Genomic DNA, 15,200 nt, shown 5'->3' on the forward strand with positions numbered 1-15,200 from the left:
CCTTTCATTTCTCAGTGTAAAACTACGCCATCCGTTATTTGCGGAGGTGAGGCTATGAAATCCATGGACAAAATTTCAACGGGCATTGCCTACGGCACCTCCGCAGGCAGTGCTGGCTACTGGTTTTTACAGTGGCTTGATCAGGTCAGTCCTTCACAGTGGGCTGCGATTGGTGTACTGGGGAGTCTGGTTCTGGGCTTCCTGACTTATCTGACAAATCTGTACTTCAAAATCAGAGAAGACAAGCGTAAGGCTGCACGGGGAGAGTAATTCAATGACTCAAAACTATGAACTGATTGTGAAAGGGATCCGCAATTTTGAGAATAAAGTTACGGTAACTTTAGCGTTACGGGACAAAAAAGGCTTTGACGGTGAAATTTTTGACCTGGACATCTCGCTGGACCGTGTTGAAGGTGCCGCGCTGGAGTTTTATGAGGCAGCAGCCAGAAGGAGCATCAGACAGGTCTTCCTGGATGTTGCTGCCGGGTTATGTGAAGGGGATGAGCAGTCGCCGGAAAAGCGCCCCGTAATTTTAGATGCGCAGAATGTTTGGATAACCTACAAAGGAAAGCTACCAGGAAGAATTACTGGTTCTCTGAAGACTCCTCCGGAATCACAACCTTAAGTCACTGACCGGAACAGATAAACCTGTCCGTGGGCAGAAACCGATAAATCCTGATAAATATCCATGAACGCAAAAATCAGATACGGCCTGTCGGCTGCCGTTCTGGCACTGATTGCCGTCGGTGCGCCCGCGCCTGATATTCTCGACCAGTTTCTGGATGAAAAAGAAGGTAACCACACAACGGCATACCGCGATGGGTCCGGCATCTGGACCATCTGTCGGGGTGCCACGATGGTGGATGGAAAACCCGTTTTTCCCGGTATGAAACTGTCGAAGGAAAAATGCGACCAGGTCAACGCCATTGAGCGTGATAAGGCGCTGGCATGGGTGGAGCGCAATATTAAAGTACCACTGACCGAGCCACAAAAAGCCGGTATCGCGTCATTTTGTCCCTATAACATTGGCCCCGGTAAGTGTTTTCCGTCGACGTTTTATAAGCGGCTGAATGCTGGTGATCGTAAAGGTGCATGCGAGGCGATTCGCTGGTGGATAAAAGATGGTGGGCGCGATTGCCGCATACGTTCAAATAACTGCTATGGACAGGTTATTCGTCGTGACCAGGAAAGCGCATTAGCCTGTTGGGGGATAGATCAGTGAGCAGAGTCGCCGCGATTATTTATGCTCTGGTTATCTGCATCATCGTCTGCCTGTCGTGGGCGGTCAATCATTACCGTGATAACGCCATCGCCTACAAAGAACAGCGTGATAAAAAAGTCAGTGAGCTGAAGCTGGCGATCGCCACCATCGCTGACATGCAGCAGCGTCAGCGTGATGTTGCTGCGCTCGATGCAAAGTACTCGAGAGAATTAGCCAATGCGCAAGCTGAAAATGAAACTCTGCGCGCTGATGTTGCCGCTGGCCGTAAGCGCCTGCGGGTCAATGCCAGTTGCTCCGCAGCCGTGCGTGAAGCCACCGGACCCACCAGCGTGGATAATGCAACCATCCCCCGACTGGCAGACACCGCTGAACGGGATTATTTCACCCTCAGAGACCGATTGATGACGATGCAGATGCAACTGGAAGGGGCGCAGGAATATATCCGCACTCAGTGCATTAAGTAGCCTTTTTATCGTGGTAAACATTTCGCAGGGTATGAGGTATTTATGCCATCACGAATCCCACGCGCCTGCCGTAAGCGTGGATGTGCAGGTACAACCACAGACAGTTCTGGTTACTGCGATAAACATCGTGGCGAAGGATGGGTACAGCATCAACGCGGACTGAGCCGCCACCAGCGTGGCTATGGCTCGAAATGGGATGCCATACGTGCGCGCATACTGAAGCGTGATAATCATCTGTGTCAGAACTGCCTGCGCAATGGGAGAGCCGTTGAAGCCAGAACTGTGGACCACATCATTCCGAAAGCTCATGGTGGCACGGATGCAGACAGTAACCTGCAGAGTCTGTGCTGGCCCTGTCATAAAGCAAAAACAGCGCGCGAACGCATCAATTGATAACAGTTCCCATCTGTAGGGGAGGGGCGGGTCAAATCTCTGCAACCCTGGCTGCTCAGTACCGCCGCCTGACCCTTCCTCACATCGCCGCAGGTTCGAAAACTTTTTTTTGGAAATGTGAACAAACGATTGATAGGTAAGACCGATTATGTCAGGACCTCCGAAAACCCCGCCACGCCTGCATTTGATTCGAGGCAACCCCTCAAAGCGCCCCGTTAAAGACCACAAAAAAACCGCTAAAAAGGATGAAAAAGGTCTTCCTAAAATTCCGCAGCATTTAGGGGCTCAGGGGAAGTACTGGTTCAGGCGAATGGCGGAAGAGCTGAATGCGGAAGGGATCATTTCTCAGCTTGATGCGCGTGCGCTCGAGTTGCTGGTGGAAGCCTACACCGAATATCGGCATCACTGCGAAACACTCGATGTTGAGGGGTATACCTACCGCACGGAAACGCAGAGCGGTGATGTACTGATTAAGGCGCACCCCGCGGCGGCAATGAAAGCGGATGCCTGGAAGCGGATCCGGGCAATGCTTGCAGAGTTTGGTATGTCACCGGCAAGCCGGGCTAAAGTAAATATCGCCGGACCGGATGATGTTGATCCGCTGGCGGAGCTTTTAAAAGCGAGAGACTGATGGCAAAAGTGGCTGACGGGATCCGCTACGCCGAACGTGTTGTTGCAGGAGAAATTGTTGCTGGCGAATTTGTCCGCCTGGCCTGCCAGCGTTTTCTTGATGATCTGAAGTACGGCGAAGAGCGGGGGATTTATTTCAGTGAACCCCGTGCGCAGCACATCCTGAATTTCTACAAATTTGTGCCTCATGTAAAAGGGGCGCTGGCAGGCCAGCCCATTGAGTTGATGGACTGGCATGTATTTATCCTCATTAATATTTTTGGTTTTGTCATTCCGCTGGTCAATGAAGAGACCGGGGAAGTTGTCATGCGCAGCGATGGCAGTGGACGTCCGGTGATGGTGCGCCGGTTCCGGACGGCGTACAACGAAGTCGCCCGTAAAAACGCAAAATCAACTCTGTCATCGGGTATCGGCCTGTATATGACGGGGGCAGATGGTGAAGGCGGAGCTGAGGTGTATTCAGCCGCAACCACGCGTGACCAGGCCAGAATCGTGTTTGAAGACGCCAAAAATATGGTCAGAAAAGCCCGGTCGACACTCGGGCGGTTGTTTGATTTCAACAAGCTGGCGATTTACCAGGAGCAGAGCGCATCAAAATTTGAACCGCTTTCTTCGGATGCAAACAACCTGGATGGTCTGAACATCCACTGCGCCATTATTGATGAGCTGCATGCACATAAAACCCGTGACGTGTGGGACGTTCTGGAAACGGCAACCGGTGCCCGTCTGCAGTCCCTTTTATTTGGTATCACCACGGCAGGGTTTAATAAGGAAGGGATTTGTTACGAGCAGCGTGATTACGCCATCAAGGTATTGCGTGGCTATAACAGCGACGTGGAGGGCGCGGTAAAAGACGACTCCTACTTTGCGATTATTTACACCCTCGATGAGGGAGATGATCCGTTTGATGAAACGGTCTGGCAGAAAGCGAATCCCGGCCTGGGCATCTGTAAACGCTGGGATGATCTGCGTCGCCTGGCGAAAAAAGCGAAAGAACAGGTCTCTGCGCGGGTGAATTTTTTTACCAAACACATGAATGTGTGGGTAACAGCAGAGTCTGCCTGGATGGACATGATTAAGTGGGAGAAGTGCGAATACATTGCCCCACGACATGAGCTGAAAACGTATCCCATGTGGGTCGGCGTTGACCTTGCTCATAAGATTGATATCTGTGCGGCGGCAAAACTCTGGCGAACGGATAACGGGCATGTTCATGCCGATTTTAAATTCTGGCTTCCGGAAGGACGGCTGGAACGATGCTCGCGGCAGCAGGCAGAACTTTACCGGAAGTGGGCGGAGATGGATAAGCTGATTCTGACGGATGGTGATGTTATCGATCATGCTCAGATAAAAAGTGACTTACTGGAATGGATTGGTGGTGAAAACCTCAGGGAACTGGGATTTGACCCGTGGAGCGCGATGCAGTTCAGCCTGGCACTGGCTGAAGAAGGGATACCGCTGGTGGAGGTTCCGCAGACGGTTCGCAATCTGTCAGAGGCCATGAAGGAAACGGAATCACTGGTCTATGCCGGGCGTTTCCATCACAGCAATCATCCGGTCATGAACTGGATGATGTCTAACGTTACGGTAAAACCGGACAAAAACGACAATATCTTCCCGAATAAATCCACGCTGGAAGCCAAAATCGACGGCCCTGTTGCGATGTTTACAGCAATGAGCCGGATGCTGGTCAATGGTGGTGAACCGGAGCTGGATCTGTCTGAACATCTGGTCAGCGTGGGCATCCGCTCGCTTTAACCGAGGTCATTATGTTTCTGATAATTCTCGCGCCACTGGTGGGCGTGTTGGGTGCGCTTTTGCTGGCGTATGGTGCCTGGCTGATTTATCCCCCGGCGGGTTTTGTTGTTGCCGGGGTGCTGTGCCTGTTCTGGTCGTGGCTGGTGGCGCGATATCTCGACCGTACACAGCCGTCTGTCGGCGGAGGTAAATAGTGTTCTTTTCGGGATTATTTCAACGAAAAAGTGACGCGCCGGTGACCACGCCAGCAGAGCTGGCGGATGCCATCGGGTTGTCTTACGACACCTATACCGGAAAGCAGATCAGCAGTCAGCGGGCCATGCGACTGACGGCGGTTTTTTCCTGCGTCAGAGTGCTGGCAGAGTCGGTCGGGATGTTGCCCTGCAATCTGTATCACCTGAACGGCAGCCTGAAACAGAGGGCCACCGGCGAACGTCTGCATAAGCTGATCTCCACGCATCCCAATGGCTATATGACGCCGCAGGAGTTCTGGGAGCTGGTGGTCACCTGTCTGTGCCTGAGGGGAAACTTTTACGCCTACAAAGTGAAAGCATTTGGCGAAGTGGCTGAACTGCTGCCCGTCGATCCCGGTTGTGTGGTACCGAAGCTTAACAGTCGCTGGGAGCCGGTCTATCAGGTCACATTCCCGGACGGTTCCACGGATGTACTGAGCCAGGAAGATATCTGGCATGTGCGCACGCTGACGCTGGACGGTCTGGTGGGACTGAATCCCATCGCCTATGCCCGCGAGGCAATATCGCTGGCAGCAGCGACCGAAGAGCACGGGGCCAGACTGTTCAGCAATGGTGCGGTGACGTCCGGTGTGTTGCGTACAGAACAGACGCTGTCGGATCAGGCTTATGAGCGCCTGAAGAAAGATTTTGAGGAGCGTCACACCGGGCTTGGCAATGCTCACCGCCCGATGATCCTTGAGATGGGGCTGGACTGGAAGTCGATGGCGCTGAACGCCGAGGACAGCCAGTTCCTGGAAACCCGCAAGTTTCAGCTTGAAGAAATCTGTCGTCTGTTCCGGGTGCCGTTGCACATGGTGCAGAACACCGATCGCGCCACCTTCAACAATATCGAAGAGCTGGGGTTGGGATTTATCAACTATTCACTGGTGCCGTATCTGACCCGCATCGAACAGCGGATCAACACCGGACTGGTACGAAAAAGTAAGCAGGGCGTTTATTACGCCAAATTTAACGCCGGGGCGTTACTGCGCGGGGATATGAAGTCCCGTTTTGAAGCCTACGCCACCGGGATCAACTGGGGAATTTACTCTCCCAATGACTGCCGCGACCTGGAAGATATGAATCCGCGTCCCGGTGGTGATGTCTATCTCACACCGATGAACATGACCACGAAACCCTCCGATGGCAGTAAAGCCGGTAAGCAGAAGGATAACGCCAATGCAGACGAAACAACGTCTTGATGTACCGCTGAGTCTGAAATCTGTCAGTGACTCCGGTGAGTTTGAAGGGTATGGCTCCGTCTTTGGTGTAAAGGACAGCCACGATGATGTGGTGATGTCCGGGGCATTTGCTGCTTCCCTGCGGGCGTGGAGTGACAGAAAAGCGTTACCTGCGCTGCTCTGGCAGCACCGCATGGATGAACCCATCGGTGTTTACACCGAAATGAAGGAAGACGATGTCGGGCTTTACGTCAGGGGACGGTTGCTTATTGATGATGATCCCCTCGCAAAACGCGCACATGCACACATGAAGGCCGGTTCGTTAACCGGCCTTTCTATTGGGTACGTCCTGAAAGACTGGGAATACGACCGGACGAAAGAAGCCTTTCTGCTGAAAGAAATCGACCTCTGGGAAGTCAGCCTGGTGACGTTCCCGTCTAACGACGAGGCGCGGATCAGCGACGTCAAGAACGCACTGGCCCGCGGGGAAATCCCCGAACAGAAAAAAATCGAAAGAGTCCTGCGTGATGTCGGACTCTCCCGTACCCAGGCCAAAGCATTCATGGCCGGGGGCTATGGCGCACTGTCCCTGCGCGACGCTGAGGATGTGGGCTCTGCACTGAATGCACTGAAAAATCTGAACTTCTAATCAGGAGAAATACGATGGCGGTTGATATTAAAGATGTCGAACAGGTCGCGCAGGAGCTGCAGCAGAAGTTTGACGACTTCAAAGCAAAGAACGACAAGCGCGTGGATGCGATTGAGCAGGAAAAAGGCAAACTTGCCGGGCAGGTGGAAACCCTGAACGGGAAACTCAGCGAGCTGGAAAACCTCAAAAGCGATCTTGAAAAAGAGCTGCTTGAGCTGAAACGTCCGGCAGGTGGTGCGCAAAATAAACTGGCCACCGAGCATAAAGAAGCGTTTGTGGGCTTCCTGCGTAAAGGCCGTGAAGATGGTCTGCGCGATCTGGAGCGCAAGGCATTACAGGTGGGCACCGATGAAGACGGCGGCTATGCCGTGCCGGAAGCACTGGATCGCAACATTCTCACCCTGCTGAAAGATGAAGTGGTGATGCGCCAGGAAGCCACGGTGATCAGCGTTGGTGGTTCCGACTACAAAAAACTGGTGAATCTGGGCGGCACGGCTTCCGGATGGGTTGGCGAGACTGACGCGCGCTCCCAGACTGCCACCTCAAAACTGGGCCTGATTGAACCTTTCATGGGGGAAATCTACGGTAACCCGCAGGCCACCCAGAAAATGCTGGATGATGCCTTTTTCAACGTGGAAGCATGGATCAACAGCGAGCTGGCAACCGAATTTGCCGAACAGGAAGAAATTGCCTTTACCACCGGCGATGGTACCAAGAAGCCGAAAGGGTTCCTGGCGTATGAGTCCACGGATGAAACAGACAAGGTCCGGGCGTTCGGCAAACTTCAGCATATTGTATCCGGCGAAGCGACGGCGGTGACCGCAGATGCCATTATCAAACTGATTTACACGCTGCGTAAGGCACACCGCACTGGCGCGAAGTTCATGATGAACAACAACAGTCTGTTTGCCATCCGTCTGCTGAAAGACAGTGAGGGTAACTATCTGTGGCGTCCGGGGCTGGAGCTGGGGCAGCCGTCCTCTCTGGCGGGTTACGCTATCGCTGAAAACGAACAGATGCCGGATATTGCCGCTGATGCGAAAGCCATTGCATTTGGTAACTTCAAACGGGGTTACACCATCGTTGACCGTATCGGTACCCGCATTCTGCGTGATCCGTACACCAATAAACCGTTTGTCGGTTTTTATACCACCAAGCGCACCGGCGGCATGCTGGTCGATTCGCAGGCCATCAAACTGCTGAAGATTGCAGCGGCGTAATCATTCAGGGGGCGCAGAAGTGCGCCCCCTGTTCTGACAGGTGAAAGAATCATGATCCTGAAACAAGATCTGAAATGGTCACCGGACGGTATGCGTGTTGAGATTATTCGGGCCGGTGAGTATGAAGATAAAGAATTACCCGAACGGGTACGCGAAATTGCCACTGCAGCTGGGATTGTCTCTGATAAGAGAACACCTGTTGCGCGGGGGGCTGATAAGTCTAAAAAACAGCATTCATAGAGGTTGCCCAAATGATGCCCACTCTGGAAGAGCTTCGTGTTCAGTGCCGGATTGATGATGACAATGAACAGGAGAATTCTCTTCTTATGATGTATCTGGCTGCTGCCAGGGAAGAGGCTGAAAAGTTTTTAAACCGGACGCTTTACGATGAAACTGTTTCTGAGCAGGATACGACCGGGCTTGTAATAACACCTCTGATAAAACTGCGTCTTATGCAACTGGTTGGCTACTGGTACGAGAACAGGGAAATGCAGGATGCAGTGCCTGATTTTTTCTATACCGGACTGCGGATGTATCGATTTCATCCCGGAACATAGGAGGATTCATGCAGGCAGGAAGATTACGTGATCGTGTGGTTATTCTGAATGCCACCACCGTTCGGTCTCCGTCAGGGCACCCTGTGGAAACAATGACGGAGGGGGCAACCATATGGGCAGAAGTTAAGGGGATCAGTGGCAGGGAGAGAATATCCGGAGGCGCAGAAACTGCTCAGGCTACAGTGAGGGTCTGGATGAGATTCCGGCGAGATGTAACAGCAACTTCATGTCTGAAAGTGCTGACTGGTGCATTCAAAGGCGCGATTCTGAGTATAGACGGTCCGCCGATACCGGATGCTCGTGCCACACGGCTTGAGATACTCTGTTCTCAGAAGGGGAATGTGTGATGGATTTCAGTCTTGATTTTTCAGGTCTGGCGGATATTGCACGGGATCTGGAGACGCTCAGCAGGGCAGAAAACAATAAGGTACTGCGCGATGCCACCCGTGCCGGTGCTGAAGTTATGCGGGATGCAGTTGTTGAACGTGCGCCGGAGCGAACCGGGAAACTGAAGAAAAATGTGGTTGTTCTCACTCAGCGTTCAAAGCGTCGGGGGGAAATTATCTCGGGTGTCCACATTCGTGGACGGAACCTGCGAACCGGAAACAGTGATAACAGCATGAAAGCCAGTGATCCCCGAAATGCGTTTTACTGGCGCTTTGTGGAGCTGGGAACGATAAACATGCCCGCGCATCCGTTCATTCGCCCGGCTTTCGATACGACAGAGGAACTGGCAGCACAGATTGCCATACAGCGAATGAATCAGGCTATTGATGAGGTCTTAAGTAAATGAGAGAGACCACACTGTATTCCCTGCTGTCTCAACTGGCCGGAGGACAGGTTTATCCTTATGTGGTCCCGCTGACGGAGGGAAAGCCTGCGGTATCTCCGCCATGGCTGGTATTTTCTGTGGTGTCTGACACTGCGTCTGATGTGCTTGATGGTCAGGCTGAATCCAGAATTACCGTGCAGATCGATGTCTGGGCAACAGTACCTGATGACGCAGATGATATCCGTGAGCAGGCGCTTGATGCGGTAAGGCAACTTGCACCCTCCGTTATTTCTAAAACTCAGGGTTATGATCCTGATTCCCGTCTGAGCAGAGCCACGCTTGAATTTCAGGTAATAGCCTGAGGTCGTTAATGATTTTACCCACCCGCCGCTGGCGGGTTTTTTATTTTCAGGAGACGAGTATGTCCTCTAATTTTGAGCGTTCGCAACTGACGAAAATTATGATTTCGTCTGCACCGGTAACAGCAGAAACCCTGGATTCTGCCAGCTATCTTGGCCTGAGCTGTACAATCAAAGAGGTGCAGTTTACCGCAGGACAAAAGCAGGATATTGATGTCACCACGCTGTGTTCTGTTGAGCAGGAAAATATTAACGGCCTTGGTGCCGCGTCAGAGATTTCCATGTCAGGCAACTTTTACCTCAATGCTGCCCAGAACGCGTTGCGCAGTGCCTATGACAATGACACCACGTATGGCTTTAAAGTTATTTTTCCGTCAGGCAACGGATTTACCTTTATGGCAGAGGTGCGTCAGCATACCTGGTCTGCAGGAACTAATGGTGTTGTGGCTGCAACGTTTTCCCTGCGCCTGAAAGGTAAACCTGTGCTGACGACAGAGCCGCTGAAAGTGAAGGTCGATTTAAACAGCACGCTGCAGGTTTCTGCCGGAGCGAAACTCGAAATGGTGGTTGAGGCTGCCGGTGGTGTGCCGCCTTATTCTTATGTCTGGAAGAAAGGTAGTTCTCCTGTTTCCGGACAGACGGCGGCAACATTCAGTAAGGCATCAGCAGCATCAGGTGATGCCGGTGCGTATACCTGCGAGATTTCTGATTCAGCAAGCCCTGTTAACAAGGTGACCTCCACTTCCTGCACTGTTACCGTCAGTTAATGAGGATAGATGTGATGACTAAAAATATCCGCAATCTGGCACTGGCAACGATGTCGGGGTTTCGCCATAAAACTGTTGATGTGCCTGAATGGGAAGGGGCAACGGTTGTATTACGGGAACCTTCTGCAGAAGCCTGGTTGCGCTGGCAGGAGATCGTTAAAGCAAAAGATGATGAGACACCGTTATCCGTTGCGGAGCGCGCCCGCCGAAATCTGGAGGCAGATGTTGAACTGTTCATTGATGTTCTGTGTGATACCGGACTGCAACCTGTATTTTCAGAGGATGATCGTGAACAGGTGATTGCCGTGTATGGCCCGGTGCATGCGCGGCTTCTTCGGCAGTCTCTGGAACTGATCAGTGATGCCGGCGAGGTTAAAAAAAAGTAGAGCTTCCGGGGATGCGTTTTCTGATGATGCTGGCGCTCAGGATGGGGCGCACATTGTCAGAGTTACGCCGGGAAATGTCCGCATCAGAAATCATGATGTGGGCAGAATTTGACAGGTTCAGCCCGCTGGGTGACGAGCGGGCTGATATCCGGGCTGCCCAGATAGTTTCTGCGGTTTACGGTGCGCAGGGTGTCAAAGTCCCACTGAATGATGCGCTTCTTCAGTGGGAACAAGAGCAGACAGAAGGCGTCTCAGATCCATTTGCCGGACTGGAAAACGCGCTTTTAATAGTGTCTCAGTGAGTCAACATAACCGCTTCGGCGGTTTTTTTCGTCCGGAGAATGAGTGTGGCGACATTACGTGAACTGATTATTAAAATCTCGGCAAATTCCCGGTCATTCCAGTCAGAGATCTCCCGGGCTTCGCGTATGGGGCAGGATTACTACCGTACCATGCAGAACGGAGGCCGGCAGTCCGCTGCTGCATCCCGTGAAATGCGGCGTGCACTGGCAGAAGTGACGGATCAGATAAATACAGCTAAATCTTCGGCACTGAATATGGCGGGGGCATTTGCCGGAGCTTTTGCTACCGGTCATCTTATTTCTCTCGCCGATGAGTGGAATTCAGTAAATGCCCGTCTGAAGCAGGCTTCACAGTCCAGTGATGATTTTCAGGTATCACAACGTGAATTAATGGCAATCAGCCAGAGAACGGGAACGGCGTTTTCTGATAACGCCAGCCTTTTTGCCCGCTCTGCAGCTTCCATGCGGGAGTATGGCTACAGTTCTGAGGAGGTACTGAAAGTCACCGAGGCGATCTCCACGGGCCTGAAATTATCCGGTGCCAGTACAGCAGAAGCCAGTTCGGTGATCACGCAGTTCAGTCAGGCACTGGCGCAGGGAGTGCTGCGCGGTGAAGAATTTAACTCTGTGAATGAGAACGGCGATCGTGTTATTCGTGCGCTGGCTGCGGGAATGGGTGTTGCCCGTAAGGATCTGAAGGCCATGGCGGATGACGGAAAACTGACTGCCGATAAGGTTGTTCCTGCGTTGATTAGCCAGCTTGGGGCGTTGCGTGATGAATATGCAGCAATGCCTGATACGGTTTCATCCTCTGCAACCAAAGTTGAAAACGCCTTTATGGCCTGGGTTGGTGGTGCGAACGAGGCAAGCGGAGTGACGAAGACGCTTTCCGTAGTGCTGAATGGTGTTGCAGGCAATATTGATACCGTGGCAACCGCTGCCGGTGCTCTGGTTGCCGTCGGAGTAGCCCGATATTTTGGCAATATGGCGTCTTCTGCTGGATCTGCAACTGCCGGATTAATTACCGCAGCCAGAAACGAAGTGGCTCTTGCTGAAGCGCAACTCCGGGGGACACAGATAGCAACCGCCAGAGCGCGTGCGGCGGTTTATCGTGCACAACAGGCGGTTGCGGCTACCCGTGGTACTGAAAGGCAGGCAGCCGCAGAAGCGAAACTGGCTGCTGCCCAGGCATCACTTACCCGTAATATTGCGGCCAGAACAGCAGCACAGACAACGCTGAATACTGTCACGTCAGTGGGGAGTCGTCTGTTAAGTGGTGCGCTGGGGTTGGTTGGTGGTGTGCCGGGACTCGTCATGCTGGGGGCCGCGGCCTGGTACACAATGTATCAGAATCAGGAGCAGGCCAGAGAATCTGCACGCCAGTATGCCGCAACAATCGACGAAATTCGCCAGAAAACGTCGGCAATGTCGCTTCCTGAAGCGTCAGATAATGAGGAAAAGACGCGGCAGGCACTGGAGGAGCAAAACAGGTTAATTGACGAGCAGAAAAGTAAGATTAAATCCTTACAGGAAAAAATTGCTGGCTATCAGTATGTGCTGGCAAACCCGGGCTGGACAACCGATAACGGTTTTATGATTAACCACATGACGTCGGTAAAAACTGTCACAGAAGGGCTTGCAGAAGCAACAAATCAACTGGCAGTTGAACAGTCCCGTCTCACACAAATGCAGGGCAAAGCGCAATCCATTCAGGATGTGCTTGCCGGGCTGGAGGAGCGACGGGTGGCGTTGATCCGTCAACAGGCCGCGGAACAAAACAAAGCGTATCAGTCCCTGTTGATCATGAATGGGCAGCATACCGAGTTTAATCGCCTTCTCGGGCTCGGTAATGAATTACTTCAGCAGCGACAGGGGCTGGTGAATGTACCGTTACGGCTACCACAGGCAACCCTGGATGATAAACAGCAGACCGCACTGAATAACAGCGAGCGCGAACTGGCTCTGTCCCGCCTGAAGGGGGAAGCCCGTGAGCGTGCCCGCCTGGGTTATGCTGCGGATGATCTCGGCTTTGTGGGAGAGGCGTATCAGACAGCCAGACAGAATTATATCAATAACTTACTGGATGCCTGGCGAAATAACCAGGCAAATAAACCTAAAGCGCATAAAAAGACCGAAGCGGAAAAAACAGAAGATATTTATAAACGGCTGATTAAACAGCAAAAAGAACAAATAGCACTGGCAGGGCAGAATACTGAACTGGCTAAGATGAAATATCAGGTCAGTCAGGGCGAATTATCAACCCTGTCAGAAGCGCAGAAAAAAACGCTTTTGCAGAATGTAGCACTCATCGACCAGAAAAAGATTCGTGAGCAGCTTGCTGCGTATGAGAGCAGTCTGGCGGACAGTAATGCCAGTGCCCGGGCATCTGACGAAGCGCAGTTGCTGGGATATGGTGAAGGCTCACGGATGCGTGAACGACTCCAGGAAATGTGGAGTATCCGGCAGGCGTTTGAGCAGAAAAATAACGAGCTGCTGAGACAGTATCAGGCCGGAGAAATTGAAGAAGCCCTGTGGAAACAGGAGAAAGAACTGAATAAAAAATATCTGGAAGAGCGTCTCAGCGATCAGCAGGATTATTATGCAAAGGCCGATGCTTTACGTAATAACTGGAATGCCGGACTCCAGGAGGGACTGACCAACTGGGCAGACAGTGCCACCGATTATGCTTCACAGGCAGCAGATGCTGTCGTTTCCACGATGGACGGGCTGGTATCAAATATTTCCGATGCACTGGCCGGGAATGTTATGGACTGGAGGAACTGGGGGAGTTCAGTTCTCCGGGAGGTTTCAAAAATTCTGATGAATGCAGCCATTGTTAACGGACTGAAATCACTCTCCGGTGCCGGAGGGTGGCTTGGTACGGTCGGCGGATGGATTTCGGGGGCAGTGGCAAACGCAAAAGGTGGTGTTTACACATCGGCAAATCTGAGTGCTTACAGTAACACTATTGTGGATACACCGACGTATTTTGCTTTTGCGAAAGGTGCCGGGTTGATGGGCGAGGCCGGGCCTGAAGCAATCATGCCACTGACACGGGCAGCGGACGGCTCTCTTGGGGTCAGGGCCATTGGAAATGTGAATGGTGGCGGTGGATTTGTTTATTCTCCCGTGTATCACATCAGCATTCAGAATCAAGGGAGCAATGGCGAGATAGATGCGCGCTCAGCCAGGGGACTGGTGGATCTGATCGACAGCAGGGTTGTGTCAATTATGCAGTCATCGCGTCGGGATGGAGGATTGTACAGTGCCTGAGCCTGAAGTTTTTAACTGGATCCCCCGTGAGGGGATGGAGACGACACGAAAGCCATCAGTTATTACGGTAAAGTTTGGTGACGGATATGAACAGCGACGGGCTGGTGGTCTGAATGCGGATCTGAAAACGTTTAAACCGGTATTTCGTGTCACAGATGAATATTCCCGTGCCGCGCTGGACAGTTTTTTATCCCGTCATGCCGGGATTCGTGCTTTTTTGTGGCGTCCGCCAAAACACAACAGGACTGTCCGGGTTGTCTGCAGGGAGTGGAGCATTTCGGATAATGCCATGTATACCGATTTTAACTGTACCTTTGAAGAGGTCACTCACTGATGCAGGATATACAGCAGGAAACACTGAATGAGTGTACAAAAGCGGAGCAATCCGCGCTGGTCGTGCTCTGGGAAGTCGATCTGACAGAGGTTGGCGGAGAGCGTTATTTTTTCTGTAATGAGCAGAACGAAAAAGGCGAACCAGTCACCTGGCAGGGGCGACAGTATCAGGCGTACCCCATTCAGGGGAGCGGATTTGAGATGAACGGTAAAGGAGCCAGCGCCAGGCCAACGCTTAAAGTCTCTAATCTGCACGGCATGGTCACCGGGATGGTGGAAGATTTGCAGAGTCTGGTCGGCGGAACGGTGGTCCGGCGTAAGGTTTACGCCCGTTTTCTGGATGCGGTGAACTTCGTCAACGGAAACAGTGACGCCGATCCGGAGCAGGAGGTGATCAGCCGCTGGCGCATCGAGCAGTGCAGCGAACTGAGCGCGGTGAGTGCCTCCTTTGTACTGTCCACGCCGACGGAAACGGATGGCGCTGTTTTTCCGGGGCGTATCATGCTGGCCAACACCTGCACCTGGACCTATCGCGGTGATGAGTGCGGTTATCACGGTCCGGCGGTCGCGGATGAATATGACCAGCCGACGTCCGATATCACGAAGGATAAATGCAGCAAATGCCTGAGCGGCTGTAAGCTCCGTAATAACGTCGCCAACTTTGGCGGTTTTCTGTCCATCAACAAACTTTCGCAGTAAAT

22 protein-coding genes are annotated in these 15,200 nt (G+C 52.4%); all 22 read left to right on the forward strand.

The annotated features are described in order from the left end of the window. Positions 1-54 precede the first annotated feature (54 nt). The 22 genes from C0K55_RS18745 (at position 55) to C0K55_RS18850 (ending at position 15,198) form a co-directional block, all read left to right on the forward strand. Positions 55-270 (forward strand): class II holin family protein, encoded by a 216-nt coding sequence (locus C0K55_RS18745; protein ID WP_000839572.1) that lies wholly within the window; start codon positions 55-57, stop codon positions 268-270. A gap of 4 nt (positions 271-274) precedes the next feature. Continuing rightward, positions 275-625, forward strand: coding sequence for a YdfR family protein (locus C0K55_RS18750; protein ID WP_047402747.1), 351 nt, complete (start codon positions 275-277; stop codon positions 623-625). A gap of 63 nt (positions 626-688) precedes the next feature. Further along, on the forward strand, positions 689-1,222 hold the full coding sequence (locus tag C0K55_RS18755; protein ID WP_000992100.1) for a lysozyme: 534 nt from the start codon (positions 689-691) through the stop codon (positions 1,220-1,222). Next, positions 1,219-1,686, forward strand: coding sequence for a lysis protein (locus C0K55_RS27190; RefSeq protein WP_000091903.1), 468 nt, complete (start codon positions 1,219-1,221; stop codon positions 1,684-1,686). Before C0K55_RS18755 ends, C0K55_RS27190 begins: the two co-directional genes overlap by 4 nt. 42 nt (positions 1,687-1,728) lie before the next feature. Beyond that, complete coding sequence (locus tag C0K55_RS18765; RefSeq protein ID WP_001140099.1) at positions 1,729-2,079, forward strand: HNH endonuclease; 351 nt, start codon at positions 1,729-1,731, stop codon at positions 2,077-2,079. Between the two features lie 148 nt (positions 2,080-2,227). Continuing rightward, entirely contained in the window at positions 2,228-2,710 is a 483-nt protein-coding gene (locus tag C0K55_RS18770) for a phage terminase small subunit P27 family (protein WP_001317918.1), read from the forward strand. After that, positions 2,710-4,467, forward strand: a complete 1,758-nt coding sequence (locus tag C0K55_RS18775) for a terminase large subunit (protein ID WP_001140902.1) — start codon at positions 2,710-2,712, stop codon at positions 4,465-4,467. Before C0K55_RS18770 ends, C0K55_RS18775 begins: the two co-directional genes overlap by 1 nt. Positions 4,468-4,478: 11 nt before the next feature. Then, complete coding sequence (locus C0K55_RS18780) at positions 4,479-4,661, forward strand: hypothetical protein (RefSeq protein ID WP_000478567.1); 183 nt, start codon at positions 4,479-4,481, stop codon at positions 4,659-4,661. Continuing rightward, on the forward strand, positions 4,661-5,902 hold the full coding sequence (locus C0K55_RS18785) for a phage portal protein (RefSeq protein WP_000466247.1): 1,242 nt from the start codon (positions 4,661-4,663) through the stop codon (positions 5,900-5,902). Before C0K55_RS18780 ends, C0K55_RS18785 begins: the two co-directional genes overlap by 1 nt. Continuing rightward, on the forward strand, positions 5,880-6,530 hold the full coding sequence (locus C0K55_RS18790) for an HK97 family phage prohead protease (protein WP_001193633.1): 651 nt from the start codon (positions 5,880-5,882) through the stop codon (positions 6,528-6,530). Before C0K55_RS18785 ends, C0K55_RS18790 begins: the two co-directional genes overlap by 23 nt. Positions 6,531-6,544: 14 nt before the next feature. Beyond that, positions 6,545-7,750, forward strand: coding sequence for a phage major capsid protein (locus C0K55_RS18795; RefSeq protein ID WP_000257489.1), 1,206 nt, complete (start codon positions 6,545-6,547; stop codon positions 7,748-7,750). 51 nt (positions 7,751-7,801) lie between these two features. Continuing rightward, positions 7,802-7,990 carry a hypothetical protein gene (locus C0K55_RS18800; RefSeq protein ID WP_000601355.1) on the forward strand — a complete coding sequence of 63 codons (189 nt, stop codon included), beginning with the start codon at positions 7,802-7,804 and terminating at the stop codon, positions 7,988-7,990. Positions 7,991-8,001: 11 nt separating this feature from the next. Next, a complete protein-coding gene (locus C0K55_RS18805) occupies positions 8,002-8,307 on the forward strand; it encodes a head-tail connector protein (RefSeq protein ID WP_000983037.1) in 306 nt (101 codons plus the stop codon). Between the two features lie 8 nt (positions 8,308-8,315). Continuing rightward, positions 8,316-8,654, forward strand: a complete 339-nt coding sequence (locus tag C0K55_RS18810) for a phage head closure protein (protein ID WP_001147820.1) — start codon at positions 8,316-8,318, stop codon at positions 8,652-8,654. After that, complete coding sequence (locus tag C0K55_RS18815; RefSeq protein ID WP_000347790.1) at positions 8,654-9,100, forward strand: HK97-gp10 family putative phage morphogenesis protein; 447 nt, start codon at positions 8,654-8,656, stop codon at positions 9,098-9,100. The genes C0K55_RS18810 and C0K55_RS18815 overlap by 1 nt, the downstream gene beginning before the upstream one ends. Continuing rightward, positions 9,097-9,441, forward strand: a complete 345-nt coding sequence (gene gp17 / locus C0K55_RS18820) for a tail completion protein gp17 (RefSeq protein WP_001209399.1) — start codon at positions 9,097-9,099, stop codon at positions 9,439-9,441. The genes C0K55_RS18815 and gp17 overlap by 4 nt, the downstream gene beginning before the upstream one ends. A 59-nt stretch (positions 9,442-9,500) precedes the next feature. After that, positions 9,501-10,205, forward strand: coding sequence for a hypothetical protein (locus C0K55_RS18825; RefSeq protein ID WP_000097533.1), 705 nt, complete (start codon positions 9,501-9,503; stop codon positions 10,203-10,205). A 14-nt stretch (positions 10,206-10,219) separates the two neighbouring features. Beyond that, positions 10,220-10,591: a phage tail assembly chaperone gene (locus C0K55_RS18830; protein WP_000164661.1), complete on the forward strand. Its 372-nt coding sequence runs from the start codon at positions 10,220-10,222 to the stop codon at positions 10,589-10,591. 11 nt (positions 10,592-10,602) lie between these two features. Continuing rightward, positions 10,603-10,893: a phage tail assembly protein T gene (locus C0K55_RS18835; RefSeq protein ID WP_001211641.1), complete on the forward strand. Its 291-nt coding sequence runs from the start codon at positions 10,603-10,605 to the stop codon at positions 10,891-10,893. Between the two features lie 45 nt (positions 10,894-10,938). Then, complete coding sequence (locus tag C0K55_RS18840) at positions 10,939-14,166, forward strand: phage tail tape measure protein (protein ID WP_105266732.1); 3,228 nt, start codon at positions 10,939-10,941, stop codon at positions 14,164-14,166. After that, entirely contained in the window at positions 14,144-14,500 is a 357-nt protein-coding gene (locus C0K55_RS18845; protein ID WP_001330090.1) for a phage tail protein, read from the forward strand. Before C0K55_RS18840 ends, C0K55_RS18845 begins: the two co-directional genes overlap by 23 nt. Continuing rightward, positions 14,500-15,198, forward strand: coding sequence for a phage minor tail protein L (locus C0K55_RS18850; protein WP_105266731.1), 699 nt, complete (start codon positions 14,500-14,502; stop codon positions 15,196-15,198). The genes C0K55_RS18845 and C0K55_RS18850 overlap by 1 nt, the downstream gene beginning before the upstream one ends. Positions 15,199-15,200 lie beyond the last annotated feature (2 nt).

Source organism: Escherichia sp. MOD1-EC6098 (assembly GCF_002965865.1).
In the GTDB taxonomy this organism is placed as follows: domain Bacteria; phylum Pseudomonadota; class Gammaproteobacteria; order Enterobacterales; family Enterobacteriaceae; genus Escherichia; species Escherichia marmotae.